This is a genomic window from Streptomyces incarnatus (assembly GCF_001027185.1).
Classification (GTDB): domain Bacteria; phylum Actinomycetota; class Actinomycetes; order Streptomycetales; family Streptomycetaceae; genus Streptomyces; species Streptomyces puniciscabiei.
In genome coordinates, this window is the sequence record NZ_CP011497.1 from 916,891 (window position 1) to 943,650 (window position 26,760).

The window sequence follows — 26,760 nt, forward strand, 5'->3', positions numbered from 1 at the left end:
CGAGGGTGTTCGAGCAGACGCCGCATACTTATCAGACCAATAAGCCGCGTCGACACCCTCGTGCACGGAAAATTCGCGGATCGAGGGCATAGTGGTCCGACCACTTGGCTGGCTAGACTGCGGCGCACCGGGGGGAAGGAGGAGTGGTGTGGACGAGGAGGACGTGCCGCAGAAGGGCACGGTGACCCAGCGCGCCATCGAGGAGATCAAGGCGATGATCGCCGAGGGCCGGCTGGAACCGGGCCAGCGGCTGCCCACCGAGCGGGATCTGGCGGCCCGGCTGGGCATCTCCCGCAGTTCGATGCGGGAGGCGATCCGCGCCCTGACCGTGATGGGCGTCCTGGAGGCCCGGCACGGCTCCGGGATCTACGTCACCGCGCTGGAGGCCGGCGACCTGCTGGAGACCTTCGGGGTGGTCGCGGACCTGTCCCGGGGACCGCGCCTGGTGGAGCTCCTGGAGGTGCGCCGCATCCTGGAGTCGACGGCGACAGCGCTGGCCGCCGCGCGCATCACCGACGAGCAACTGGCCGCCGTGGAGAAGCACCTGGCGGCGATGAACGCCACCGACGACCCCGAGGAGATCCTCGCCCACGACCTCGCCTTCCACCGCGAGATCGCCGCGGCCGCGGGCAACGAGACCATGGCCGCCATCCTGGAGGGCCTGTCCTCCCGCACCTTCCGCGCCCGCGTCTGGCGCGGCTACCAGGAGGAGGGCGCCTTCGCCCGCACCCGCCGCGAACACGCCGCCATCCACCGCGCCCTGGCAGCCCGTGACCCGGAGGCGGCACGGGCGGCGGCAGCGGCCCATGTCGGCGAGGTGGAGGAGTGGCTGAGGACGCAGCTGGGGGCCTGACCGGCTCCCTCGGTCAGGCCCCCACTGAGGGCACAGGCGGTTCCGGGCGCCCGCTCTGCGCCTCGGACCAGGCGCGCAACTCGTTCGCGCCGACCTCCTCGACCACGGTCTGCAGCGCCTGCCGGGCCGCCGCGTCGCGTTCGGCCTCCGGCAGGAGCAGGTAGCGGTCGAGTGCCCTGTGCAACGACTCCCGCGCCTGCGCGGCCAGCACCCAGCGCGAGCCGGCGCCGTACAGCTGGCGCATGCCGGTGAAGAAGACGGCGCCGCCCGCGATCAGCGCGGTCAGCCAGGCGGGAGCATGCAGACCGGCGGCCACGACCGTCACCGACGTGGTGAGGAGAGCGCCGAGTTCGGTCCCGTGGTGCAGCCGCCTGGCCCGGTCGGCGGCCCTGGCGTAGAACGTCAGATCCCTTCGGGCGAGAGCCAGCAGGGGATCCGGCTCCGCGACCCAGGAGCCGTCGGGGATCCTTCTTCGTCTCATCCGCACATCATGGTGGCCGCGCCCGCGCCCGGGAAAGCCCCGACGGTGGGCGAGGGCGGCCGCGCCGGGCGCCCTCGCCCACCAGGGCTCACGCCCTGCGCAACCGCAGCGTCACCAATTCGAACGGCCGCAGCCGCACGGTCATCCGCTCGCCGTCGCGCACCGGCGGCTCGATGTCGCCGCCCGGCCGTTCCAGCAGGTCGGTCACGGTGATGTCCGCCACCTCGAAACCGGCCGTGAGCGTGGCCCGGGCCCGGCCGCCGTGGGCCTCGTGGAAGCGGACCACCACGTCGCCACTGCCGTCGTCGGCGAGTTTGACGGCCGTGATGACGACGGAGTCGTTGTCGACGCTGACCAGCGGCGCGACCTCGTGGGCGCCGGTCAGGTGCCGTTCCGGCAGGTTGATCCGCCAGCCCTCGCGGACCGCGTCGGCGATCGAGGCGCCCGGGACCAGCGCGTGCCGGAAGCGGTGGATGCCCTGGTCGGTCTCGGGATCGGGGAAGCGCGGGGCGCGCAGCAGGGAGACCCGCACCGTGGTCGTCGTACCGCGGTCGCCGTCGGTGCGCACCGTGCGGGTCACGTCGTGGCCGTACGTCGAGTCGTTCACCACCGCCACGCCCCAGCCGGGCTCCTCCAGGTGGACGAAGCGGTGGTTGCACGCCTCGAACTTGGCGGCCTCCCAGGAGGTGTTGGCGTGGGTCGGGCGGAAGACATGGCCGAACTGGGTCTCGGACGCGTACCGTTCGGCGTGCAGGTCGAGCGGGAAGGCCAGTTTGAGGAACTTCTCCGTCTCGTGCCAGTCGGCCTCGGTGTCGATGACCAGCCGCCGCTCGCCCGGCGGCAGCGTCAGCACCTGGGTGACCCGGGAGGCGCCGAAGGACCGGACGATCCGCACCGACATCCCGTCCTCAGCGGCACTCACCTCGTCCGCCCCCGTGAGGTCCGTGACCGTGTTGCGGTAGAAGGCGTCCACGTCCCACGCGTCCCACATGTTCGGGAAGTCCGGGTGGAGCTGGAGCAGGTTCGCGGCCCTGCCGGGGGCGATGGTCTCGCGGTCGGCGGTGATGTCGTAGGCGGAGACCACCAGGCCCCGCGGGTCGATGCCGATCCGGAGCAGTCCGTTGTCCAGCACGAATCCGCCGTTCCCGCGCGGGGCGAGCCGGGTGTGTCCGGTCACGGCGGGGACGGCGGCGGCACCCGCGGCGACCGCGGCCCGGGTGTGCGGCGCCGAGTTGAAGACCAGGTCCCGTTCCCCGTCGCCGGCCAGTGCCCGCTGTGCCGCGCCGATGATGTCGTTCAGTTCGGCGGCGATCCGCTCGTACGTCGCCCGTGCCTCGCGGTGCACCCAGGCGATGGACGAGCCGGGCAGGATGTCGTGGAACTGGTGCAGCAGGACCGTCTTCCAGATCCGGTCCAGCTCCTCGTAGGGGTAGGGCAATCCGGTGCGTACGGCCGCGGTGGCCGCCCACAGCTCGGCCTCGCGCAGGAGGTGTTCGCTGCGCCGGTTGCCCTGCTTGGTCCCGGCCTGACTGGTGAGGGTGGCGCGGTGGAGTTCGAGGTACAGCTCGCCGACCCAGACGGGCGGTTCGGGGTACTCGGCCTCGGCCTTCTCGAAGAAGGCGCGGGGTGTCTCCCAGACGACGGTGGCCGAGCCCTCGAGGTCGCGCAGCCGGGCCGCCTTGGCGACCATCTCGCGGGTGGTGCCGCCGCCCCCGTCGCCCCAGCCGGTGGGTGCGAGGGAGTGCCGGGCCCTGCCCTTGTCCTTGAAGTTGCGGGCCGCGTGGGCGAGTTCGCTGCCCTTCATGGAGCAGTTGTAGGTGTCGACGGGCGGGAAGTGCGTGAAGATCCGGGTGCCGTCGATGCCCTCCCACTGGAAGGTGTGGTGCGGGAACCTGTTCGTCTGGGACCAGGAGATCTTCTGGGTCAGCAGCCACTTGGACCCGGCCGCCCTGATGATCTGCGGGAGTCCGGCGGCGAAGCCGAAGGTGTCGGGCAGCCAGGCCTCCTCGTTCTCGATGCCGAACTCGTCCAGGAAGAACCGCTTGCCGTGCACGAACTGCCGGGCCATCGCCTCCGAGCCCGGCATGTTGGTGTCCGACTCCACCCACATCCCGCCGGCCGGCACGAACCGCCCTTCCGCCACGGCCTTCTTCACCCGTGCCCACACCTCGGGCCGGTGCTCCTTCACCCAGGCCCACTGCTGGGCCTGCGACATGGCGAAGACGAACTCCGGCTCGTCCTCGATGAGCGCGGTCATGTTGGACGTCGTACGGGCCACCTTGCGGACCGTCTCCCGCAGCGGCCACAGCCAGGCCGAGTCGATGTGCGCGTGCCCGACGGCGCTGATCCGGTGCGCGGACGGCACGGCGGGCGCCGACAGCACACCGGTGAGCTCGGCGCGGGCGCGGTCGGCCGTGCCGTTCACGTCCTGCAGGTCGACGGCGTCCAGGGCCCGTTCGACGGCGCGCAGGACGTCGTACCGGCGCGCGGCGTCCACGGGCAGTTCGGCCATCAGCTCGCCGAGCACCTCCAGGTCCATGACCAGCTGCCAGACGGTCTCGTCGAAGACGGCGAGGTCCATGCGGGTGAGGGTGTACTGCGGCTCGTGCCCGGCGGTGTCCTTGTCGCCCAGCCGGGTGGGCAGGAAGGGGTGGTAGTCGAGGATGACCGGGTTGGAGGCGGCCTCGATGTGCAGGACCACCTCCTCGCCGCCCGCCACCGGGGCGCCGACGCGCACCCACTGGTTGCGGGGGTTGAGGCCCTTCACCGGGGTGCCGTCGGGCCGGTAGACCAGGCCCTCGCACTGGAAGCCGGGCATGTTCTCGTCGAAGCCCAGGTCGAGCAGGGCCTCGACGCTCCTCCCGGCCCACGCCTCGGGCACGGTCCCGGTCACCCGGAACCAGCTGGTGCCCCAGGGCGCACCCCAGCGGGTGCCGACCTCGATCGGCTCCGGCTCCGCGGCGAGTCCCTCCTCGACCGGCACCGGCTCGCCGGGCGCGTGCCACACCGCGACCCGCAGCGGCACGGACTCGGGGTACACGGCGGGGCGGATGCGTTCGTCGAGGACACGCCGGAGGCGGGCTTCCACCAGAGTGCGGTCGTCATGCATGCGGGGTGCTCCCTGCGGGTTCCGGGTGGTTGCGGTCGTCACCAGGGGTGGGTGACGGTGACGGGGGCCGAGGTGGTGTAGAGCTCCCCCACGGCGCGCAGTTCGAATCGTGCGGTCTTTTCGCCCTGTTCGGGCTGGAGGCCGGTGAGGAAGCAGGCGCACTGGCAGGTGCCGGCGAGGAAGCGGCGGGTGCCGTCGGGCAGGAGGCGGTGCAGCTCGTAGTGGCGGACGGCACCGGGGGCGGCGTTCCAGGCGAGCCGGAGGTCGCCGCCGGTCGCGCCGGTGACGCGGGCGCCGGTGGGGGCGGCGGGGCCGGTGACGGTGTTCCGGACGGCGAGGGCGCCGAGGCGCCAGCGGACCGGTCCCTCGGTGGCGGTGAGACGGACGCCGAGGGCGTGGACGGTGCCGGTGCCCGTGCCGGTGCGGGGGCCCCTGAGGGTCCGGGGGCCCGTGAGGGGGCCGGTCAGCCCGGTGAGCGGGACCGTCACCGTCTGCCAGCCGTTGACCGGGTTCACAGGAGTCCGGTTGTTGTCGGGGTTCACGGCCAGATAGGTGTACGGCGGTGGCGTCCCGGGCCCGCTCGGCTCGGCCGTCGCCACCGCCGCCTCGACGTTCACAGCGCCGGCGTCGGTCCGGTACGTGAGCTCGACAACCGAGTTCACACCGATCGGCAGCCGGGTCGCGTACAGATCCACCACGACCGGTTGATCGAGTTCACCGTCGACCAGCACGCTGCTGCCGCCCCGCCAGGCATCGGCGAAGTCGAAGGACACCGCCGGCCGCTCCCCCGCCGTGCGCACCACCCACCGCCGCGCCGGCAGCCGGTCCTGGAGCCCGAGGTGGTTCCAGGGCGCGTCCGAGGTGACGGCCCCGTCCTCGTACCAGCGCAGCCCGTGCCCCGTGTTGAACACGGTCGCGAACGGCAGTGAGGTCACCGTGGACCGGTCCGCGACCGACACCGCCGGTGCCCGCCACGGGTCGGTCGGGTCCGGCCGGGACGGGTCCAGCGACCGCCCGGTCCAGAACCGGTCGTCGGCGGCGTGGAAGTCCTCCGGGGCGCGCCGGTCGGCGGGCAGGTGGTTGCGGGTCCACTCCGGCCGGTAGAAGCCGATCGAGGTGACGTGCGGCGTGCCGGACGGCACGATCGCGTCCCAGTCCACCGGCGTACCGGACCCGTCCGACTCGACGTCGACCCCGGCGCACAACTCGTACCTGCTGCGCCCCAGTTGGCCGGCCTTCGTGCCGGAGGCCGCGAGCGTGGCCGCGCTCCACCGGAAGTCCACGAACATGTCGTCGGCGGCCTGGAAGAAGGCCTGGTTCTGGCTGTCCAGCGCGCCCTGCCAGCCGAGCGTGCCGTTCACGGTCATCGCGTCGTACCAGGTCACCCGCTGCCCGTTGGCCGCCGCCAGCGCCTTCAGCTCCTTGACGAACCCGAGCATGGCCCGGCCGAGCGCGGTGTTCCCGCCGCCCGTCTCGGCGTTCACGAACCAGCCGTCGAAGCCGTGGGCCGCCGCGACCGCGACGAGCTGCGCGGCGAGCGGGTAGTGCCCGGAGGCGTCCTGCTGCACGAGGTCCCGGGTCCACCGGAGCTGTCCGCCGTACGCCACCGGCGGCAGGAAGATGTTCCCGAGCACGGGGACGCCGTGCCGGTGGGCGGCGTCCACGATCGGCGCGTTCGGCGCGAGGATGAGGCCCTCGCCTGCCGAGCCGCCCCAGAAGACCAGTTCGTCGAGGTAGGCCCAGTGCGTGAGGGCGTAGTAGTCGGCGGTGGCCGAGCCCTGGGACGGGTTGCCGGAGGTGGGTCCGAAGGAGACCAGGGCCTGGATGCGGGCCTGGCCGGAGCGGGCGGTGGGGTTCGCCGGGGTGGGCGTGAAGCGGTCGGCGAGCGGTACGGTCGCGGCGTTGAAGGCGAGGTCGGGATCCTCGGCCGCGCGCCAGCTCTTCAGGCTGCGCCAGGTGATGCCGGGGCCGGGGCTGCCGGCGGGGAGCGAGTCCGGGTACCAGTAGGAGGCGTACGGCGGGGTCGCCCCGGCTCTGGGGCGGGCGGCCGCGACGGCGGGCAGCGGGAACAGACCGGCGGCGGCGCCGGCGATCAGGACGGTGCGTCTGCTGGGGTTCACGAGCGGGTGCCTCCGTGTGGGGTGGGGAGTACCTGATCGGGAGTGACGACCTCGGTGATGCCGCGCGCGGCGAGGTGGTCCTTGTCGGCCGCACGGGTGTCGAGGACGGTGGTGGGGCGGGCGCCGTCGGCGACGAGCCGGAAGAACGCGTCGAAGACGGGCCCGCCGGGGGCGCAGCGGGAGCGGTGGCCCGGATCGCCGGGTACGGCGAGGGCGGTGGTGCGTGGGGCGGGGCTCGCGTGCGGTCGGCGCGCCGCCTCGGCCAGCACGCGGGCGATGTCCTTGGGCGCACGGTCGTTGGTGAACACACCGAGCCCGTACTCCAGTTGGGGGAAGTCGGCGAGGTCGCGCGAGACGTCGTGGGAGCACCACCAGGTGATCCCCCACAGGTCCGGGCAGTCCAGAGCGTTCCGGATCGTCGCCTCGGCGAAGGCGGCGGCGTGCTCGGCGGGCACGAGCGGGGCGGGCGCGCCGACCTCCTGGAGCCAGACGGGCCGGTACGGCTCCCCGGCCCAGGCCTTGCTCAGCTCCACCAGGTAGGCGGCGTGGTGCTCGGCCGGCACGGAGGTACGGCCGTGGCGCTGGGCGGTGCCGTTGAACACCCAGGAGTGCACGGCGGTGAGGTCGCCGAGCCGGGCGGAGTGGCCGGGGGTGAAGGGCTGGTCGTCCTGGTACCAGGCGGCGTCGTAGGAGGCGTGCAGATGGAGCCGGCCGGGGGCGCCCTCGGCGCAGGCGGCCAGCATGCGCCGCAGCCACCGCTCGGCCTCGTCCGCGGTGATGCGGTCGGGGTCGGGGTGGGGGCCGGCGGCGAACTGGTTGACCTCGTTGCCGACGGTCATGCCGAGGAAGCCCGGCCGGTCGGCGAGGGCGGCGGCGAGGGTGCGCAGATAGGCTGCCTGGCCCTCGGTCACGTCCGGGTCGGTGAAGAGGTTGCGCCGGTGCCAGGTACGCGTCCACGCGGGCAGGAAGTCGAAGCTGCTCAAGTGCCCTTGCAGGCCGTCGACGTGGACGTCCAGGCCGCGTTCGGCGGCCGCGTCGGCGAGGGCCACGAGCTGCTCGACGGCGCGCGGGCGGATCAGGGTCCGGTTGGGCTGGAAGTAGGGCCACAGCGGGAAGACCCGGATGTGGTCGAGGCCGAGCGCGGCGACGGCGTCGAGGTCGGCGCGCACGGAGTCGAGGTCGAAGTCGAGCCAGTGGTGGAACCACCCTTCGCTCGGGGTGTAGTTGACGCCGAAGCGCACGGCAGGGGGCATGGAGTGTCCTTGTGGCGTACGGGGTGTTCAGCCCTTGACGGCGCCCTCGCCGACCCCGCGGAAGAAGTACCGCTGCAGGCAGGCGAACAGCGCGATGAGCGGGGCCACGGCGATCACGGTGCCGGCGGCGACGAGGCGTTCGTCGTTGGCGAAGGTGCCGTGCAGATAGTTCAGGCCGATGGTGAGGGTGAACTTGGAGGGGTCGCTGAGCACGATCAGCGGCCACAGGAAGTCGTCCCAGGCGCCCATGAACGCGAAGATCGCCACCACGGCCAGCGTCCCCTTCACCGAGGGCAGGGCGACGCGCAGGAAACGCTGCCACACGGTGGCGCCGTCGACGTAGGCCGCCTCCTCGATCTCGTACGGCAGGCCGCGGAAGGCGTTTCGCATCAGCAGCACGTTCATCGCGCCGACCGCGCCGGGCAGCACGACCCCGATGAGCGTGTTGTTCAGGCCGAGTTCGCGCATGGTGGTGAACTGGGCGATGACGATGCCCTCGACGGGTACGAGCATCGCCAGGACGAACACCAGTGTGGTCACGCGCCGGCCCCGGAAGCGCAGCCGGGCCAACGCGTACCCGGCGAGCGCGGAGCCGACGCAGTTGGTGACGACGTTGGCGGTGGCGACCTTCAGGGAGTTCAGGGCGTAGTCCCAGACGGGGATGGTGTCGGCGACCCGGGTGTAGTTGTGCAGGGTGGGATGCGCGGGCAGGAAGCCCGGCGGTGAGCCGTAGATGTCCTCGGTGGGGCCCTTGAGGGAGGTGGACAGCTGCCACAGGAACGGGCCGACGGTCAGCGCGAGCACGGCGAGCAGCAGCAGATAGCGCCAGGCCAGTTCGCCGACGCGGATGCGACGGCCGTGCTGGTCGGTGACGCGCGGCTCCTTGCGCGCGGTGACCGGCGGCTCGGTCCGCCGTACCTTCTCCAGGACGCTCATGACTCCTCCCGGCGGTCCGCGCGCAGCACCAGCAGCATGAGCGCCACGGTGACGGCGAACACGACGACCGACAGCGCGGAGGCGTAGCCCACGCGGCCGGTCAGGCCGGTGCCGGTGCGCTGGACGAGCATGACCAGCGTGGTGTCCTCGCCGGCCGGGCCGCCGTCGGGGCCGGCCATCAGATACACCTCGGAGAACACCTTGAAGGCGGCGACCGAGGAGAGCGCGGCGACCAGCACCATGGTGGAGCGGACGGCGGGCACCGTGACCGAGAAGAAGCGGCGCACCGGTCCCGCGCCGTCCACGGCGGCGACCTCGTGCAGTTCGCGCGGCACGTTCGCCAGGGCCGCCAGATAGATGATCATGTAGTAGCCGAGGCCCTTCCACACCGTGACGGCCATTGCGCTCAGCAGGAGCAGCCACTGGTCGCTGAGGAAGCCGACCCGGCCGATCCCGATCGTCTCCAGCAGCGAGTTGACCAGGCCGCGTTCGTCGAGCAGCCACACCCAGATCAGCCCGACGACCACGATCGAGGCGACGACCGGGGTGTAGAAGGCGGAGCGGAAGAAGGTGATGCCGGGGATGTTCTTCTGCACCAGCAGCGCGAGCAGCAGGGGCAGGACGACCAGGGCGGGTACGACGCCGGCGATGTACAGCGTGCTGTTGCGCAGGCCGGTCCAGAACATGTCGTCGTGGAGCAGCTCGCGGAAGTTGGCGAGGCCCGTGAAGTGGCCCGGCAGCAGGGTGCGGCGGTCGGTGAAGGAGTTCACCAGGGTGGAGACGAACGGGTAGAGCACGAAGGCGCCGGTGACGAGCAGTCCGGGCGCGGCGAACAGCCAGGGGCTGAAGGGAAGCTGGCGCCTGATACGGACGGGCGTGACCATGCCCGGTCAGCCCTGCTGGAGCAGCCGGTCGGCGGCGTTGACAGCGTTGTCAAGGGCCTGCTCGGGGCTCTCCTTGCCCTGGAGCGCCTTGGCCACCTCGTTGCGCAGCGCGGTCTTCATCTGGTCGCTGAACAGCACGGGCGTGTAATTGACGGCGGTCTTCAGGGACTTGGCGGCGGCGACGCGCACCCGGGTCTCGTCGGTGCCGTCCTCCTTGGTGAAGTACGGGTCGTTCAGGGAGCCGGCGGTGCTCGGGAAGATGGCGACTTTTTTGGCGAAGGACATCTGGTTCTGCGCGTCGGTGACGAAGTGGGCGAAGGCGACGGCGGCCGGGGCGTGCCTGGTGCGGGAGTTGACCATCACGCCCATCACGTACATGTTGACGTGCCCGGTGCTGGTGATCTGGTCGGTGATGCCGATGTTCCGGTACAGGCTGGGCGCGTTCTTCTTGAAGTTGTCGAGGTCGAGGGCGCTGCCGGGGTTCATGGCGACGGCGCCGGTGAGGAACTTCTTGCCGGAGGACTCCGGGGTGGCGGTCAGCGCCTGCGGGTCGAGGGCCTTGGCGTCGTACAACTCCTTGTACTTGCTCAGGAGTTCGACCCCCTTGGCGTCGTTGAAGGCGAACGCGGTGCCCTGCTTGTTCATCAGGGTGACGCCGTAGCGGCCGAAGTCCTCGATGGTGGGCACGTTCGCGAGGGTGGCGACCTTGCCGCCGCTCTTCCTCGCCATCTGCAGGGCGTCGGCGAAGAGTTCGCCGTACGTCTTCGGCGGCCGGCCGGGGTCGAGTCCGGCCTTGGTGAACAGGGCCTTGTTGTAGAAGAGCGGGCCGGTGTTCAGGTACCAGGGGAAGGCGTACGTGCCGCTCATGCCCGGCACCTGGTGGCCGGCCCAGGCGCCGGGCAGGTACTCGGACCTGTACGGGGCGGCCGCCTTGTCGAGGTCGAGGGCGAGGGCCGCCCTGGCGAGCGGGGCGACCAGGTCCGGGGAGACGTTGACGACGTCGGGCAGGGTGCCGCCGCCGGCGTCGGCGCTGAGCTTGTCGGCGTAGCCCTCGGCGGGCTGGTCGACCCACTTCACGTGCGTGCCGGGGTACTTCTTCTCGAAGTCGGCCATGAGGCCCTCGAAGTACGGTTTGAAGTTCGCGCGCAGATTCCAGGTCTGAAAGGTGATGTCGCCCTCGACCTTGCCGGACGCGTCGGTCGAGCCGCCGCTGTCACCGCCCGAGCCGCAGGCGCTCAGCGGCAGGACGAGGACGACGACGGCAGCGGCGGCGAGGGCTCTGCGGGACATGGGCACGGTGACACGGCTCCCTTGCTGTGGTGGGGCGGCCGGGTGGCGCCAGAGACCTTGCCCGCGCCGTTCGGAGAAAGTCAATGCGTTCTTCTCAACTAAAGAAATCCACTTTTCATTAGTGCAGGTCAGAGCTGTTCGACAAGGGACTTGCGGTCAATTGCTAATGCGCTTTAGGTTCTTGACGCTCAAGCGCATTAGCGAGCATCGTCAGGTGGGGAGGGAAACGTGCCGCCCAAGCGGTCCCCCGCACGCCGGCCCACGATGAAGGACATCGCCCGGCGGGCCGGAGTCTCCGAGAGCGCCGTCTCCTTCGCGCTCAACGGCCGCCCCGGCGTCTCCGAGGCGACCCGGGCGCGGGTCCGCCGGGTCGCCGAACAGCTCGGCTGGCGGCCCAGCACGGCCGCCCGCGCCCTGTCCGGCGAGGGCGCGGCCACGGTCGGCTTCGTCCTCGCCCGTCCCGCGCACACCCTCGGTGTCGACTCCTTCTTCCTCCAGCTCGTCTCCGGCATCCAGGAGGTGCTGGCCGAGCGGCACCTGGGTCTGCTGTTCCAGGTGGCGGAGGACGTGCCCGAGGAGTGCGCGGTGTACCGGCGCTGGTGGGCCGAGCACCGGGTCGACGGCGTCCTGGTGGCCGACCCGCGCGCCGACGACCCGCGCCCCGGCCTGCTGGACGAACTCGGGCTGCCCGCCGTGGTGATCGGCGGTGCATCCGACGTACGGCACCCCGGTCTGGCCACGGTCTGGGCGGACGACGCGAGCGCGATGGCCTCCGTGGTGGACGAGCTGACGGCGCTCGGCCACCGCCGGATCGTGCACATCGCCGGACTGCCCGAACTGGCCCACACCCAGCGCCGTATCGCCACGCTGCGGGCCGAGGCGGAGCGGCGCGGGCTCACCGAGGTCCGCTCGGTCACCACCGACTACTCCGACGCCCAGGGCGCCGCCGTCACCCGCCGCGTCCTCGGCGACCCGCCCGCCCCGACGGCACTCATCTACGACAACGACGTGATGGCCGTGGCCGGCCTGGCCGCCGCCGCCGAACGGGGCTTCCGCATCCCGCAGGACGTGTCGGTGGTCTCCTGGGAGGACTCGGCCCTGTGCCGCATGGTCACCCCCCGGCTGTCCGCGCTCTCCCGCGACAGCGCGGAGTTCGGCCGCACGGCGGCCCGCGAACTGCTGTCCCTGCTGGACGGAAACCCGGCCCGCTCGGTGGGGGTACCGGTGCCACGGCTGACGGGGCGGGGCAGTACGGCGTCGGTTCCCTCCGACCGGCCCTCCGGGCGTTCCGCGCGACCCTCCGGGCAGTCCACTTGACCTGCTGGGCCTGCGCGGGACCGGCCGCACAGGCCCTGCTGTTCAGGCCCGCCAGCTCACCTTGAACACCCACACATGGCGGCCCGCCTTCCGCGCGGCCGCCGGTACGTCGACGACCAGTGAGCCGCCTGAGACGGTCCAGTTCAGGGGGCGGTCGTAGCCGAGCAGGGTGACCTTGTCGCCGGACCGCACCGGCACCGGCGCCTCGACGATCAGCTTCGCGCCCGGCTCGGCCAGCGAGTGGATGTAGAACGCCTCGTCCGGGCGGACCGTGAACCGCAGGTCCTCGCCGAGCTGCGCCATCCGCGACCAGTACGTCGTGCCGTAGATCGCCTCACCGTTGACCTTGAGCCAGGCGCCCGTCTCCCGCAGCCGGGTCTGCAGGATCTCCGCGATGGTGCCGTCGGCGCGCGGACCGATGTCCAGGAGGAAGTTGCCGTTCTTCGAGACGATGTCGACGAGGCTGTGCACGACCTCCTCGGCCGTCATGTAGGCGGCGTCCGGGGTCGCCTGGTTGTAGCCGTAGCTGAACGGATCGAGCCCCCGGCTGGACTCCCACTTGGCGACGACCGTGTTGGCGTACGTCGTGTACTCGGGCGTCGTGAAGTCGTGGAACGCGATGCCCGAACGGTTGTTGACGGTCACATCGATCGGACGGCCGCGGTTCTTGGCGTGGTTGAAGTACTCGGCGAGGACATGGAGGCTGTCGTTCGCACCGCCGATGTCGCACCAGATGATCTCCGGGTCGTAGCCGTGGATCAGTTCGAGCATCTGCGGGGCCTGGTAGTCGTGCACGTAGTCCTTGCCCGCGGTGTATCCCGTGTACGGAACCGGCTCCAGGGTGTACGGGTTGCGCGGGGCGTGGCCCATCCACGGGTTGTCGGGGTTGAACCACTCCGGCATCGAGAAGTAGAGCCCGCGGTGGAGTTCGGGGGCGTACCGCCGGGATGCCTCGAACAGCTCCTTGACCAGGTCGCGCCTCGGGCCCAGCCGGACGGCGTTGCGGTCGGAGACCTTGGTGTCCCACAGGGCGAAGCCCTCGTGGTGTTTGGAGGTCAGCACGTGGTACTGGGCGCCGGCCTCCCGGAACAGCTCCACCCAGGCACGGGGGTCGAAGCGCTCGGCGGTGAAGCGCGGGATGAAGTCGTCGTAGGCGAAGTCCTCGCCGTAGGTGGCGCGGTGGTAGGCGTGCGTGGGATTGGCCGGGTCCTGCATCTGGTCCCAGTACCACTCGGCGTACTGCTTGCCGACCGGTGCCCAGGCCGGCACCGAGTAGACGCCCCAGTGGATGAAGATGCCGAACTTGGCGCCCTGGAACCAGTACGGCGCCTGATGGCCGGCGAGGGATGCCCCGGTGGGCCGGTAGTCGGCCACTCCGAGGGTCAACCTGCTTCGGGCGGACGCCGCTTGAGCGCCTCGGCCGCCCACGGTCACCGTGCCGTCCTGCCGGGTTCCGGGGGCCGTGCCCGAGCGGTTGCGGATGCCGACACGGACGCGGGCCTGTTCGCCGGGGTCGAGGCGGCGGATGCGGGCCGGCTCGACGGTGCGGGCGCCGGGCACATCGACGCGCACCGACACGTCGTCGCCGGAGAGGATCGGGACGGTGCCCGCGTTGACGACCGTGGCCTCGACGCTCTGGGCGCCGGTGGCCTCCAGCAGGGAGCCGGTGGAGTGGGCATCGCGCAGGGCCAGCGCCCGTCCCTGGGCGGCGGGTTGCAGGGAGAGGGCGAAGACGTGCAGGGACGCCTTGTTCGCCTCGGCGGGGTTCGTGACCGGCAGGGTCAGGGCGACGGCCTCGCGCCGCGGATCGATCCACACCTGAGACGTCCCGATCCCGACGGTGTGCTCGTCCTTGGTGCCGTCCGGCCTGTAGCGGTACGGCGCCGACAGCGAACCGCCCGCCGCGTACCAGTCGGCGCCGCCGAGGCCGGCGGTGCTGGTGGAGCCGTCGGCGTAGTGGACGGTGGCCTGGCCGGACGCGTCGCCGTAACTCCCGGCGCTGAGGAAGGCGGCCGACAGGTAGCGGCCTCGGGGCAGGTCGATGCGCTGGCCGAGGGCGACGACGTTGTTCCTGGCGGCCTCGGTCGACGCGGGGAAGGCGAAGGGAATGCCGTCGACCTCGACGCGGCCCGCGGGGAGTTCGTCGCCCGGGAACGTGTAGCCCGAGCCGTCGAAGTCGCCGCCGCGGGCGGAGGGCGTGTCGATGCCGTCGTTGTCGTAGAGGGCGTCGAGCGGGACGGGCACCGGGTCGGGGACGGTGGCCCAGGTCACCTGCTGTCCGGCGGCCCGCGCGGGGGCCGAGGTGGTGAGCGGCAGGGCGGCCGCAGCGGTCGCCCCCGCTGCCGCACCCAGGACCAGCCGTCTGGGATACATGCTCATGAGCGGCTCCCAATAATCCGATTCATCGGATGTCTGATGATGTGGGAGTTACCGTGGCCCTGTCAACGCGTCTGCAGCGGCCATGACTTCAGGCATTGATCGGATGACTCTGGCGCTGCCCGAAACGGCGTCTCGACGTACCGCCGCCGACCGGGCACAGTTCTCCCTGCGCCGTGATTCGTACCAGCGAGTAGCCGACGACCGAGCGAGGAGTGCCCGTGGGTGACTGGGCCGGGCGGAGTGCCGCCGAGATTGCCGCCGCCGTACGTGAGAAGCGGGTGACACCACGGGAGGTGGCGGCCGAGCACCTCGCGCGGATCGAGCGGCTCGACGGCCGGATCGGGGCGTTCCGGAAGGTGCGGGCCGAGGCGGCGCTCGCCGAGGCCGACGAGGTGGCCTCCCGCGGCGATCTGGCCGAACTGCCGCTGGCCGGCGTGCCGGTGGCCGTGAAGGACAACCTGGCGGTGCGCGGCGAGTCCCGCCGCGACGGCTCCGCCGCCACCCCCGACACCCCGGCCGCCGAGGACCACGCCACGGTGGCCCGGCTGCGGGCGGCCGGCGCGGTGGTCGTGGGCCTGACGAACGTGCCCGAGCTGTGCGTCTTCGGCACCACCGAGGGCGTGTACGGCACCGCCCGCAATCCGTGGGACACCTCCCGCACGGCGGGCGGCTCCTCCGGCGGCAGCGCGGCCGCGGTGGCCGCGGGCCTGGTACCGGTCGCGCTCGGCAACGACGGCATGGGGTCGCTGCGCATCCCGGCCGCGAACTGCGGACTGGTCACGCTGAAGCCGGGGCACGGCGTGGTGCCGGCCGGGATCGGCAACGGCGACTGGTTCGGCATGGCGGAGAACGGCGCGCTGGCCACGACGGTCGAGGACCTGCGGCTGGTGCTGGGCGTGCTGGCGGCCTCCGCCGTCCCGGCCGCGGACGGGGCACCGCGCCGGCGGATCGCCGCGGCCGTGCGCAGTCCGCTCGCCGGGGTGAGCGTGAGCGGACCGTATACGACCGCGGTCCGGGAGGCGGCCGGGGAGCTCACGCGGGCCGGTCACCAGGTACGGCGGGCCGAGCCGCCGTATCCCCTCTCGCTGGGCGTGACCGCGCTGCGGCACTGGACGGCCGGGACCGCGGTGGACGCCGAGGGCCTGGACCGGGCGCGGCTGGCCCGGCGGACCCGGGTGCACGCGGCGGTGGGACGCCGGTTCGTCCGCTCGGTGCGCACCGGGGACAGCCGCGAGCGCCTGAGCGCCCGCCTGACGCCCTTCTTCACCGAGTATGACGCCCTGCTCACCCCGGCCCTGGCCCGGCGCTCCCCCGCGGCCGGCCCGTGGCACGAACGCGGCTGGCTGCGCAATGTGCTGGTCAACACCGCGTACTCCCCGTTCACCCCGCCCTGGAACCTGACCGGCTGGCCCGCGATGTCGGTCCCGTTCGGCACCCTTCCCTCGGGTGCCCCCTGTGCCGTGCAGCTGGTGGGCCGGCCGGGCTCGGAGTCCGTGCTGCTGGAGCTGGCGGAGGAACTGCAGGCGCTGCGTCCCTGGCGGCGGACGGCGCCGGTGGACTGACCCTCAGCCCGGCTGTTCCAGCGAGCGGTACATGATGTGCAGGCCCACCCAGCCGTGCCGGGGGTGTTCGAAGGCCTCCGGCACCGTGCCGAGGACGGTGAAGCCGAGGGAGGTCCAGAGCTGGACGGCGGGGTTGGTCTCGACCACGGCGTTGAACACCATCGCGCGGTAGCCGTGGGCCCTGGCCTCCGCGAGGACGTGTTCGGCGAGGGCGCGGCCGATGCCCTGGCCGGTGCGCTCGGGGTCGACCATGAAGCCGGCGTTGGCGACGCGGGCCGCGGGACCGCCGTAGTTGGGGGTGAGGTAGGCCGAGCCGACCACGGCTCCGGTGGCGTCCTCGGCGACGTACACACGCTTGGCCGGGTTCATCCAGAGCGCGCGGGCGTCGTCCTCGGAGGTGCCGGGGTCCCAGGCGTAGGTTTCGGCGGCGGCGACGATCCGGTGCCAGAAAGGCCAGATCCGCGGCCAGTCCTCGGCCACGGCTTGTCTGATCAGCATGGGCGTGAGTCTGTCAGGTCACGCCCATGCGTGCGGCGCTCGCCAAGGGCCCGGCCCGGGGGTCAGTCCACGCTGGGCAGGATGTGGGGTTCGGCGAGGTCGTCCTCGTAGCCCGCCAGGCGGATCGGGGCGGACCGGGCCCACACGTCGAGGCTGCCGAGTTCTCCGGGCCGCCGGTGCGCACGCTCCGTGCGTTCCTTGGGGCGCTGGTCGCGATTCGTCTTCTCCGGTGTCACCGCGCACTCCTTATGTGTCGGTCACCCTCGGGGGCTTGCCGGACAGCCTGCGCTCCGGCGCTCGGCGCCCGCTCGGGTCTGGATGGAAGGCCAGTTCGGACGCGGTGGCGCCGGTACGGACGTCTGGGTCTGGGTGGGACCCGGTACTGCTGCCCGTCCCCTCCAGAGTACCCAAATGAGCGGGCTCCCGCTCGATCGGGAGTGCAAACAAGGTGTAACTATCAGAAGTCGTTTCGCCCCCCAATACCTCCTAATATGCGGCCATTTACCATGCGGCGCATCACCCGGCCGTCCGGCGATTCACCCAGTCGGGCTACATGCGGCGCAGTTCAGGTGCCGTTGGCCGGGGCGCAAGCTCGCCATGATCTGCTGCTCTGCGGCAACGGCAGTCTCGCGGGAGGACTGACGCATGGAGCTTCGCAGCGTCGAGGAGCTGATGGATCTGCTGTACGCCGGCCGGCACCAGCACGCGCTGAGATGCGCCGCGCTGCTGCGCCGCAGCCGCCCCGCCGACAAGGAGCTCCAGGTGGCGGGGCTGGTGCAGGGCATCGGGCCGGTGCTGTGCCCGGGCGACGGGTCGGACCGGCCGCTCCGTACGGCCGAGGCGGTGCGCTCCCTGCTCGGGGAGCGGGTGTTCCGGCTGGTGCGCGGGGACGCGGGCCCGGCCGACGACGATCTGCTGCGGCTGCGCCAGGCCGACGAGGAGAGCCGTGCGGCGGGCTTCGACGCCGGCGTCCTGGAGGACTGGCGCACGGTGCTGGAGCTGGTCGCGGCCCGCAACTCCCGGCTCGGGGCCGTCGACTGACACCCTGGGCGGAGCCGTCCGTCGCCCGACAGGCCGTACCGGAAGTGACCGCGCAGCCATGAAGAACGCGTCACCTGCGCACCGGGCACCCCGGCACGACCGTCCCGCCGGGAAAGGGACGGTCGCACCGCCCACCGCCTGGGGCGCCGGTCACCACTTGCCGGGCGCGTAGTCCTTCAGGAAGACGCCGTACAGGTCCTCGCCCGCCTCGCCGCGCACGATCGGGTCGTAGACGCGGGCCGCGCCGTCGACCAGGTCGAGGGGGGCGTGGAAGCCGGCCTCGGCGAGGCGCAGCTTGTCGTAGTGCGGGCGCTCGTCGGTGATCCAGCCGGTGTCCACGGAGGTCATCAGGATGCCGTCGGTCTCGAACATCTCCGTCGCGCTGGTCCGCGTGACCATGTTCATGGCGGCCTTCGCGGCGTTGGTGTTCGGGTGCCCGGCGCCCTTGTAGCCGCGGTTGAACACGCCTTCCATCGCGGAGACGTTGACGACGTAGGCGCGTCCGCTGGCGGCCTTCTTCGCGGCGTCGGCCATGGCCGGGCGCAGCGTGCTGATGAGGATGAACGGCGCCGTGTAGTTGCACAGCTGGGTCTCCAGCAGCTCCACCGGGGAGATCTGCTCGATGGTCTGCACCCAGGTGTTGCTGTCGACGACGTCGGGGACAAGGCCGCCGGCGTCGATGGCGGTGCCGTCCAGGTGCCGGGCGACGCTGGCGTTGCCCGCGACGAGGGCGAGGTCGGCGACCTTCTGGGCGTCCAGGCCGCTGGTGCCGACGGGCAGTGCGGCGATGCCGTCGACGGCGCCGGAGTTGAAGGCGCCGATGACGTGGTGGGCGGGGAGCTCACCGGCGGGCAGGGGCGCGCTCTCGCCCTCGACCAGGGCGGCGTACGCGGAGGGCAGGCGGCGTACGGTCTGGGTCGCGTTGTTGATCAGGATGTCGAGCGGGCCCGCCTCGGCGACCTGCTCGCCCAGGGCCACGGCCTGCGCCGGGTCGCGCAGGTCGATCCCGACGACCTCGAGCCGGTGCAGCCAGTCCGCCGAGTCGTCCATGGCCTTGAAACGGCGGATGGCGTCCTTCGGGAACCGGGTGGTGATGGTGGTGTGCGCGCCGTCGCGCAGCAGCCGCAGCGCGATGTACATGCCGATCTTGGCGCGGCCGCCGGTGAGCAGGGCGCGCTTTCCGGTGAGGTCGGTGCGGGCGTCCCGCTTGGCGCGGTTCTCGGCGGCGCACTTCTGGCAGAGCTGGTGGTAGAAGTAGTCGACCTCGACGTAGCGCTGCTTGCAGGTGTAGCAGGAGCGGGGGCGCTGGAGTATGCCCGCGATCCTGCCCGGCTCGACCTTGGAGGAGGGCAGGATGCCCTCGGTCTCGTCGTCGATGCGCTCGGCGGAGCCGGTCGCGGTGGCCTCGGTGACCGCCTTGTCGTGGGCGGTCTTGGCGGCCCGGCGCTCCTGGCGGCGGCGCTGCTTGACCGTGCGGTAGATGTGCGAGGTGGCCCGGCGCACCTTGATCGCGTCCGGGTGGTCGACCTCGAGCCGGTCGAGCTCCTCGAGCACGCTGAGGCAGACGGCCAGCCGCTCCGGGTCGATGCCGGGGCCGTACACGACCTCGTCCATGGCCGTGGGGCCGTCCTCTGTCACCGTCATCGCGCTGCCGCTTCCCTGATCACCCGCGCAGCGCTCCCACTCGCGCCCGCTTTCGAACGGGGAATCTTACGGAGCGCACAGGCTCACCGCCAAACCCGACCGAACCCTCAGCGAAGCCACGCCCCGCCACCCCGCCTCGGCCGCACGCCCTCGGCGCGGACCACCGCCCTGCACACACCACCGAGCCGCCGAGCGAATCCGGCTCCTCCCCTGCCTGCCGCCCCGACAACCGGAGACCGTCCTGCCCTGCGGGTGCCACAGCCCCGCCCGACACCCCAGGCCCGCTCGCCTCCCGCCGCCGGCGGAGACGCGGTTGCCATGCGGGTGGACGGTGATGAGGCCGGCTCCAGGGGTGGGTGCAGATACGGTTCGCGGGCGGATGGCCCGCGCACGGCAAGGCAGTGCACGGGCAAGGCAGCGCGCGGACGAGGCAGCGCGCCGACAAGGCAGCGCGCGGACGAGGCCAGAGCCGCCGCCGGCGCATCCACCGCCCCCGCCCACGGCCCCGCGGCCGCCGACGGCGAATCCGCCCCACAGGGGCCACCCGCACCCGACGACGAAAGCCGCACGGGTGGGCGGGCGGGCATCCCCACCCCGGACCCCCACCCCGTCACACGCCACACGCGTCCAACAGCACCGCCACCTCCGCCGACACCGCGTGAGCGAACCGCTCCAGGTCCGGCACAGCCTCCGCATCGGCGACCAGCCCATAGTGCACGCGCCCGCGATACGTGGAGATGGCCACCGCCAGCGACTGCCCCGGCGCGAGCGGCGCCAGCGGATACACCTCCCGCAGCTCGTGGCCGCCGAGCCGCAGCCCCAGCCCCGGCAGCGGCACGCTGGTGACGAGGATGTCGAACCACAGCCGGGCGGCCTGGCCGACCAGCGGTCCACCGAGCCGGTGCCCCAGCGCCGGTACGTGATCGGCCAGCAGCGCCACCGCACCGGCACCCCGGTTCGGCCCCGCGTCCTTGTTGCGGACCATCGCGGAGCGCACCGCACCCAGCCGGCCGAGCGGATCCGGCTCGTCGACCGGGAGCCGTATCAGATATCCGGAGAGCCGGTTGCCCTGTGGGTGCGCGGTGCGCGGACGCCGCCGGGAGACGGGGATGAGGGCGCGCGGCGCCACCCCGTTCGTGCTGTCGCCGCGTTCCTCCAGCCAGCGCCGCAGCGCCCCGGCGACGACGGCGATCAGCACGTCGTTGACGGTGCCGCCGGCGGTCTTGCGCACCCGGTGCACGTCGTCGAGGTCGAACACGACCCCGGCGGTGCGGCGGGTGCCGCTCGGCGCGGAGGTCAGCGCGGACGTGGGCCGCATGCCGAGGGTGGAGCGGGCGAGGGAGGCGCCGATGTCCAGGGCCCGCCCCACGTCGGACAGCGCCCCCTTGACCAGCTCGGGGACGAGCCCGGGCAGCTTGCGGATGTCGGGCAGCAGCCCGCGCGGCGGCTCGATGGCGCGGGGCGCCCGCTCGGGCAGGTCCACCGGGTCCAGGATGCCGGCGGCGAGCTTCAGCGCCCGCAGCCCGTCGGCGAGGGCGTGGTGGAACTTGAACAGCACGGCGAACGACATGCCGTCCTCGCCGGGCAGCACATGCGCCTCCCACGGCGGCCGGCCGCGTTCCAGCGGGCGCTCCATGAGCCGGCCGGCGACGGCGTGGAAGTCGGCGGTCGGGGCGTGCAGCCGTACGTGGTTGAGCGGGTCGAAGTCCGGATCCGGCTCCCGGGTGGCGCCGCCGAAGGCGAGCGGCTGCCACACGTCGCGGATGCGCAGGCGCAGGCCGGGCACGGCGGCGGCGCGGGCGGCGAGCAGGTCGGCGGCGTGGGCACCGGCGGTGGGCGAGTGCGCGCCGAAGACGCCGAGCGCGCCGAGGTGCATCGGATGCCGGTCGGACTCGATGTTCCAGAACGCCAGGTCGAGTGGAGCGAGCAGGTGGGAAGTCAAGGGCGTGCCTCACGTCGACGACGGGTGGATCTGCAGTCACTCGCAGTCAATCTCTGTCACCCGATTACGGTCAAGTACGATCAGGCTACGCTCAGTTAACAGAAGATTAAGTCCCGCCCCTGTGACCAGGGCGGGACCTAGAGTTATGTGAGGTCACTTCAGGACCGGCTGTGCCGCCCCGGGTGACGTACCCCACTCAGACGGGCGCGGGCCGACCGTGAACGCGAGGGAGCGCAGGGAGCGCAGCGCACCCGTCGTCAGATAGGTCCGCCCGTGCGGGGTTCCGTCGGTGCGGACGCTCTGGATGTACCGGTCGGCGGCGGAGGTGCCCGGCGCGGTGACGGTGAGCCGGCCGCTCGGCCAGTACCGGCGGTCCAGGGTGAGGTCGACGCGGTCGAAGACCGGCGTGGACAGGCCCCAGGTGCCGTACCCGGGCTGGATCGGGAAGAGCCCGATGGACGACAGCACGTTCCACGCGGACATCGTGCCCAGGTCGTCGTTGCCGGTGATGCCGGTGGGCCCGTCGGTGAAGAGGGTCAGGGCGGCGTGCACCACGTCGGTGGTCTTCCACGGCTGGCCGGTGGCCAGATAGGTGTAGGGGGCGATGAGGTCGGGCTCGTTCATCGGGTTGTACTTGTCGGCGTTGTAGTACGCGTACGCGTCGCCGTGCACCCACACCTCGCGGGCCGTCCTCGCGGGGTCGGCGAGCAGCCTGTCGTAGGCGAAGAAGGAGTCCAGCCGGTCGTTGGCGGCGCGCTCGCCGCCGATGAGCCGCACCATGCCGGGCACGTCCTGCGGCACGAGCCACTGGTACTGCCAGGCGGTGCCCTCGTGGAAGCCGGTGCCACGCGCCGGGTCGGCCGAGCCGGTGAAGGCGCCGGATGCGTCGCGGGCGCGGAAGAAGCCGGTCGTGGGGTCGAAGATGTTCCGGTAGCTCTGCGCCCGTGCCGCGTAGCGGGCGGCGTCGGCGTGATGGCCGAGGCCGCGCGCCATCTGGGCCAGCATGGCGTCGGCGAGCGCGTACTCCAGTGTGACGGACGCGCCGTGGTGGTAGTCGGAGTCGCCCATCTTGGCGAGCGGGCGGTCCTGGTCGAAGGGGGCGAAGCCCTGCGCGAGGTACTCGGTGTTGGCCTCCCGGCCGATGCCCGGGTACGCGGCCGGGGGCACGCCGTCGGCGTTCTTCTTCAGCGCACGGTAGGTCCGCTCCTCGAAGCCCTTGAGCAGCCCCGTGTGGTACGCCGTGGTCAGGAAGGGGGTGACGGGGTCGCCGCTCATGACGTTCGTCTCGACGGGGCCGTACCCCCACTTGGGCAGCCAGCCGCCGTCCTCGTCGATCGCGAGGACCGAGCGGGCCATGTCCCGTGCCTCGCGCGGCGCGAGGAGCGCGAGCAGCTGGGCCTGGGTGCGGTAGGTGTCCCACAGCGACCAGTTCTGGTAGTAGGTGAAGTCCTGGGCGCTGTGGACACGGCGGTCCCAGCCGAAGTAGCGGCCGTCGGCGTCGCTGCCGACGTTCGGCGCGAGGAAGGACCGGTACAGCGAGGAGTAGAAGGTCCGCCGCAGTGTGCCGGTGCCGCCCTGGACGCGGACGGCGGCGAGCCGCCTCTCCCACTCCTCGCGGGCCCGCTCGCGCACCGCGTCGAAGGTCCGGCCGCCCTCGGCGGCCAGATTCCCTGCCGCGCCGCGTGCGTCGACGTACGACATCGCGGTGGTCGCCTCGACCGTACGGTCCCTGGTCGCGTCGAAGCGGACGTAGGCGCCGCCGCGCCCGCTGCGGGAGCCGGGGGCGAGGGTCGCGCCGTCCCACGTGCCGTACGCGGTGAAGGGCCGGCTGAAGCGGGTGACGGTGTAGACCGTGTAGGGGCCGGTGTCCCGGCAGAAGCCGTGGCCGGTGATCTCGGTGCGCACGGTGTGGTCGTCGAGGATCTCGACGCTGCTGGAGACGCCCTTGTGCAGCGACTGGGCCGCGTTCAGCAGGACGTTGGCCTTGTCGGTGGCGGGGAAGGTGTAGCGCTGCACGCCGGTGCGCTCGGTCGCGGTCAGCTCGGCACGGATGCCGGAGGAGAGGCCGACCCGGTAGTAGCCGGGGCTCGCCGTCTCGTCCTGGTGCGAGAAGCCGGCCGCGTACCGGGTGTAGTCCGTCTGTGTGACCTCGCCGGTGGTGGGCAGCACGGGCAGGTCGCCGCCGATGCGGCAGCCGACGCCCGAGAGATGGACCAGGGAGAAGCCGCGGATGCGGTTCTGCGTGTAGTCGTAGCCGGTGTTGTGCCCGGTGTCCGGGGAGAGCTGCACCATGCCGAAGGGCACGGCCGCGCCGGGGAAGGTGTTGCCCTCGTCCTGGGTCCCGATGAACGGGTTGACCAGGTCGGTGAGGTGGCCGTCGGTCCGCTCGGCGGCCCGTGCGGCGGGGGTGGCGATCAGCGTGGACGCTGCCATCACCCCGGCCAGGCACAGCCTCGTACGCCGGGTCCCTCTCATGTCGCATGACCTCCGCAGGTTCGACATCGATGTCTGCATCCTGAAGGTCGAACGACTCAGAACCGGGCAAGGTACGGTTATCGGGCGAACGCGTCGCGCCGTGCACCGGCCGGACGATGACGGTTCGTCAGAGGGGCGGCTCGAAGCTCCGTGGCTGCGCGCCGAGCCAGGTCGCGGGTGGAGGCCGCCGGAACGCGAGCGCGGGAGCGGCGGACATGCGCAGCCCCTAACCCGCGGGCGGGTCCCAGGGGTGTGGGGCGGGTGCGGCGTCCTCGGCCTCGATCAGGTCCTCGGCCATGGCGTCCAGTTCCCGCCGCCCGTACTCCGTGAGGAAGGCGAACAGGGCCCCGCAGTCGCGGCAGGCACGCCCGAGGCCGGCCTCGAACTCCGGCCGGGGCTTGAAGAATCCCGGCCGGCGGAACCTCAGCCGCAGCCGCTCGAACGACCGCTCCCCCGAGCTGAGCTCACCGACCGGGCTCAGCCGGCCGGAGCCGCATATCGCACATCGCATGCGGCGGACCCTATCCCTAGGGCACCCGCTGTCCCTTCCCCAGGGCGATCACCCCGCCCTTGGACACGGTGTACAGCTCCGCGTCCCGCTCCGGGTTGACGCCGATGGTGGCGCCGGGCGGGACCTCGACGTTCTTGTCCAGGACGGCGCCGCGGACCACCGCGCCCCGGCCGATGCGCACGTTGTCGTGCAGCACCGAGCCCTGGACCACCGCGCCCGGGTCGACCCGTACCCCCGGGGAGAGGACCGACCGGGTGACCTGACCGCGGATCAGGCAGCCCGCGCTGATGATGGACTCGCTCGCGATGCCGCCCGCGTTGAAGCGGGCCGGGGAGAGCTGGTACGAGTGCGTGTAGATGGGCCACTGACGGTTGTACAGGTTGAACGCCGGGCGCTCGGCGATGAGGTCCATGTGGGCCTCGTAGTAGGCGTCCAGGGTGCCCACGTCCCGCCAGTACCCCTGGTCGCGGGTGGTCTCGCCGGGCACGTGGTTCTCGCCGAAGTCGTACAGCTGGGCCTCGCCGCGCACGGTGAGCTGGGGCAGGATCGAGCCGCCCATGTCGTGCAGGGAACTCTCGTCCTCGGCGTCCCGGTGCAGCGCCTCGATCAGCGCCTTGGTGGTGAAGATGTAGTTCCCCATCGAGGCGAACACGGTCTCCGGGTCGTCCGGCAGTCCCGGCGGGTCCGCGGGCTTCTCCAGGAAACGCCGCACCGTACGGCCGTCCGAGCCCGGGGTGATCACCCCGAAGGACGAGGACTCCACGCGCGGCACCTGGATGCCGGCCACCGTCACGCCCGCCCCACCGTCGATGTGCTGGGCGAGCATCTGGCGCGGATCCATGCGGTAGACGTGGTCGGCGCCGAACACGGCCACGTACTCGGGCTGTTCGTCGTGGACCAGGTTCAGCGACTGCAGGATCGCGTCGGCGCTGCCCAGGTACCAGCGCGGGCCGAGGCGCTGCTGGGCCGGGACCGGTGTGACGTAGTTGCCGAGCAGGCTGGACATCCGCCAGGTGGTGGTGATGTGCCGGTCCAGCGAGTGCGACTTGTACTGGGTCAGCACACAGATCCGCAGCACGTCGGCGTTGACCAGGTTGGACAGCACGAAGTCGACGAGGCGGTAGGTGCCGCCGAACGTGACGGCTGGTTTGGCGCGGTCGGCGGTCAGCGGCATCAGGCGTTTGCCTTCCCCGCCCGCCAGTACGATCCCGAGTACGGAAGGCCCTCCACGACGCATGGCCGCTCCCCTCACCCTGGTTCCACCATGGATGCCCCGAGCACACGGGACTAAGCCTGCTTGAGGACCTCCTCGTAGAGCGCGGCCGTGCGCCGGGCCACCGCGTCCCAGCCGAACTCCCCCACCGCGCGCTCCCGTCCGGCCTCCCCCATCCGCCGGGCCGCCTCCGGGTCGCCGAGCACGGTGTCCAGCGCACGGGCGAGGCCCGCCTCGAACGCGTCGTCCACGTCGACCAGGAGGCCCGTACGACCGTCGTCCACGACCTCCGGGATCCCGCCGACCCGGGAGGCCACGACCGGGGTGCCGCAGGCCATCGCCTCCAGGTTGACGATGCCGAGGGGTTCGTACACCGAGGGGCAGGCGAACACGGCGGCCCGGGTGAGGAGTTGGATCACCTCGGGGCGCGGCAGCATCTGCGGGATCCAGAAGACCCCGGCACGGGCCCGGCTCAGCTCCTCGAACAGCTCCCGGAACTCCCGGTCGATCTCCGGGGTGTCGGGGGCGCCCGCGCACAGCACGACCTGGACGCCCGGGTCGATGTCCCGTGCCGCGCGCAGCAGATGGGGCACGCCCTTCTGGCGGGTGATCCGGCCGACGAACAGGACGTACGGGCGGGCGGGGTCGATGCCGTGCCGGGTGAGGGCGTCGGTGCCGTGGTCGGGGCGGTACAGGCGGGTGTCGATGCCGTTGTGCACGACGTGCACGGCGGCCGGGTCGAGCGCCGGGTAGCAGGCGAGGATGTCCTCGCGCATGGCGCCGGACACGGCGATCACCGCGTCGGCGGCCTCGATCGCGGCGCGTTCGGCCCAGCCCGACAGCGCGTACCCGCCGCCCAGTTGCTCGGCCTTCCAGGGCCGCAGCGGCTCCAGCGAGTGCGCGGTGACCACGTGCGGGACGCCGTACAGGAGCTTGGCGACGTGGCCGGCGAGGTTCGCGTACCACGTGTGGGAGTGGACGAGTTCGCGGCCTTCGAGGGCGGCGGCGATGGACAGGTCCACGGAGAAGGTCCGCAGCGCGTCGTTGGTCCCGTCGAGGACGGACCAGGGGCGGTGGCGTACGACGCCGACGCCGCGGCCCTCGCCCCAGCAGTGCACCTCCAGGTCCACCAGCGAGGCCAGCTCCCGGGCCAGGAACTCCACGTGGACACCGGCGCCGCCGTACACGTCCGGGGGGTACTCCCGGGTCAGCAGTCCCACTCGCACCCGACAACCCCCTTGTACCGGTGGCA

At 72.2% G+C, this 26,760-nt stretch carries 20 protein-coding genes; 4 read left to right on the forward strand and 16 right to left on the reverse strand.

Going from position 1 to position 26,760, the window contains the following annotated elements:
* The first annotated feature begins 148 nt into the window (after positions 1 to 148).
* Positions 149 to 853, forward strand: a complete 705-nt coding sequence (locus ABB07_RS04040; protein ID WP_208897340.1) for a FadR/GntR family transcriptional regulator — start codon at positions 149 to 151, stop codon at positions 851 to 853.
* Positions 854 to 866: 13 nt separating this feature from the next.
* On the opposite strand, the gene ABB07_RS04045 is transcribed toward ABB07_RS04040, so the two are convergent.
* The 7 genes from ABB07_RS04045 to ABB07_RS04075 all read right to left on the reverse strand — a co-directional run bounded on the left by ABB07_RS04045 (position 867) and on the right by ABB07_RS04075 (position 10,932).
* Entirely contained in the window at positions 867 to 1,334 is a 468-nt protein-coding gene (locus ABB07_RS04045) for a DUF4231 domain-containing protein (RefSeq protein ID WP_208897342.1), read from the reverse strand.
* A gap of 88 nt (positions 1,335 to 1,422) precedes the next feature.
* Complete coding sequence (locus ABB07_RS04050; RefSeq protein ID WP_208897344.1) at positions 1,423 to 4,443, reverse strand: alpha-mannosidase; 3,021 nt, start codon at positions 4,441 to 4,443, stop codon at positions 1,423 to 1,425.
* Between the two features lie 38 nt (positions 4,444 to 4,481).
* Positions 4,482 to 6,563, reverse strand: a complete 2,082-nt coding sequence (locus tag ABB07_RS04055; RefSeq protein WP_208897346.1) for an endo-beta-N-acetylglucosaminidase — start codon at positions 6,561 to 6,563, stop codon at positions 4,482 to 4,484.
* Positions 6,560 to 7,816 carry a glycoside hydrolase 5 family protein gene (locus ABB07_RS04060; protein WP_208897348.1) on the reverse strand — a complete coding sequence of 419 codons (1,257 nt, stop codon included), beginning with the start codon at positions 7,814 to 7,816 and terminating at the stop codon, positions 6,560 to 6,562. The genes ABB07_RS04055 and ABB07_RS04060 overlap by 4 nt, the downstream gene beginning before the upstream one ends.
* Before the next feature lie 27 nt (positions 7,817 to 7,843).
* The gene (locus tag ABB07_RS04065; RefSeq protein WP_208897350.1) at positions 7,844 to 8,752 is read right to left on the reverse strand and encodes a carbohydrate ABC transporter permease; all 909 of its coding nucleotides are present in this window, start codon (positions 8,750 to 8,752) and stop codon (positions 7,844 to 7,846) included.
* Positions 8,749 to 9,636, reverse strand: a complete 888-nt coding sequence (locus tag ABB07_RS04070; RefSeq protein ID WP_208897351.1) for a carbohydrate ABC transporter permease — start codon at positions 9,634 to 9,636, stop codon at positions 8,749 to 8,751. The genes ABB07_RS04065 and ABB07_RS04070 overlap by 4 nt, the downstream gene beginning before the upstream one ends.
* Before the next feature lie 6 nt (positions 9,637 to 9,642).
* Positions 9,643 to 10,932 carry an ABC transporter substrate-binding protein gene (locus ABB07_RS04075; RefSeq protein ID WP_208897352.1) on the reverse strand — a complete coding sequence of 430 codons (1,290 nt, stop codon included), beginning with the start codon at positions 10,930 to 10,932 and terminating at the stop codon, positions 9,643 to 9,645.
* Positions 10,933 to 11,154: 222 nt separating this feature from the next.
* On the opposite strand from ABB07_RS04075, the gene ABB07_RS04080 reads away from it, so the two are divergent.
* On the forward strand, positions 11,155 to 12,243 hold the full coding sequence (locus tag ABB07_RS04080) for a LacI family DNA-binding transcriptional regulator (RefSeq protein WP_208897353.1): 1,089 nt from the start codon (positions 11,155 to 11,157) through the stop codon (positions 12,241 to 12,243).
* Between the two features lie 42 nt (positions 12,244 to 12,285).
* Here ABB07_RS04080 and ABB07_RS04085 read toward each other — a convergent pair whose 3' ends face one another.
* Positions 12,286 to 14,622 carry an alpha-L-fucosidase gene (locus ABB07_RS04085; protein ID WP_208897354.1) on the reverse strand — a complete coding sequence of 779 codons (2,337 nt, stop codon included), beginning with the start codon at positions 14,620 to 14,622 and terminating at the stop codon, positions 12,286 to 12,288.
* Between the two features lie 218 nt (positions 14,623 to 14,840).
* Here ABB07_RS04085 and ABB07_RS04090 point away from each other — a divergent pair, with 218 nt between their 5' ends.
* Entirely contained in the window at positions 14,841 to 16,184 is a 1,344-nt protein-coding gene (locus ABB07_RS04090) for an amidase (protein WP_208897355.1), read from the forward strand.
* 3 nt (positions 16,185 to 16,187) lie between these two features.
* Here the strand turns inward: ABB07_RS04090 and ABB07_RS04095 are convergent, their stop codons facing one another.
* Positions 16,188 to 16,682, reverse strand: a complete 495-nt coding sequence (locus tag ABB07_RS04095; protein ID WP_208897356.1) for a GNAT family N-acetyltransferase — start codon at positions 16,680 to 16,682, stop codon at positions 16,188 to 16,190.
* Positions 16,683 to 16,744: 62 nt separating this feature from the next.
* Complete coding sequence (locus tag ABB07_RS04100) at positions 16,745 to 16,918, reverse strand: hypothetical protein (protein WP_107100716.1); 174 nt, start codon at positions 16,916 to 16,918, stop codon at positions 16,745 to 16,747.
* 409 nt (positions 16,919 to 17,327) lie between these two features.
* Between ABB07_RS04100 and ABB07_RS04105 the strand changes: the two genes are divergently transcribed.
* A complete protein-coding gene (locus ABB07_RS04105; protein ID WP_208897358.1) occupies positions 17,328 to 17,723 on the forward strand; it encodes a hypothetical protein in 396 nt (131 codons plus the stop codon).
* A 150-nt stretch (positions 17,724 to 17,873) separates the two neighbouring features.
* Here ABB07_RS04105 and ABB07_RS04110 read toward each other — a convergent pair whose 3' ends face one another.
* The 6 genes from ABB07_RS04110 to glgA form a co-directional block, all read right to left on the reverse strand.
* On the reverse strand, positions 17,874 to 19,367 hold the full coding sequence (locus ABB07_RS04110; RefSeq protein WP_208897360.1) for an SDR family NAD(P)-dependent oxidoreductase: 1,494 nt from the start codon (positions 19,365 to 19,367) through the stop codon (positions 17,874 to 17,876).
* A 610-nt stretch (positions 19,368 to 19,977) separates the two neighbouring features.
* Positions 19,978 to 21,309, reverse strand: a complete 1,332-nt coding sequence (locus ABB07_RS04115; protein ID WP_208897362.1) for a wax ester/triacylglycerol synthase family O-acyltransferase — start codon at positions 21,307 to 21,309, stop codon at positions 19,978 to 19,980.
* A gap of 153 nt (positions 21,310 to 21,462) precedes the next feature.
* Positions 21,463 to 23,784, reverse strand: coding sequence for a GH92 family glycosyl hydrolase (locus tag ABB07_RS04120; protein ID WP_208897363.1), 2,322 nt, complete (start codon positions 23,782 to 23,784; stop codon positions 21,463 to 21,465).
* Positions 23,785 to 24,010: 226 nt separating this feature from the next.
* A complete protein-coding gene (locus ABB07_RS04125; RefSeq protein WP_208897365.1) occupies positions 24,011 to 24,295 on the reverse strand; it encodes a hypothetical protein in 285 nt (94 codons plus the stop codon).
* Positions 24,296 to 24,311: 16 nt separating this feature from the next.
* Entirely contained in the window at positions 24,312 to 25,532 is a 1,221-nt protein-coding gene (gene glgC, locus ABB07_RS04130) for a glucose-1-phosphate adenylyltransferase (RefSeq protein WP_208897367.1), read from the reverse strand.
* Positions 25,533 to 25,582: 50 nt separating this feature from the next.
* The gene (gene glgA / locus ABB07_RS04135) at positions 25,583 to 26,734 is read right to left on the reverse strand and encodes a glycogen synthase (RefSeq protein ID WP_208897369.1); all 1,152 of its coding nucleotides are present in this window, start codon (positions 26,732 to 26,734) and stop codon (positions 25,583 to 25,585) included.
* Between the last annotated feature and the right edge of the window lie 26 nt (positions 26,735 to 26,760).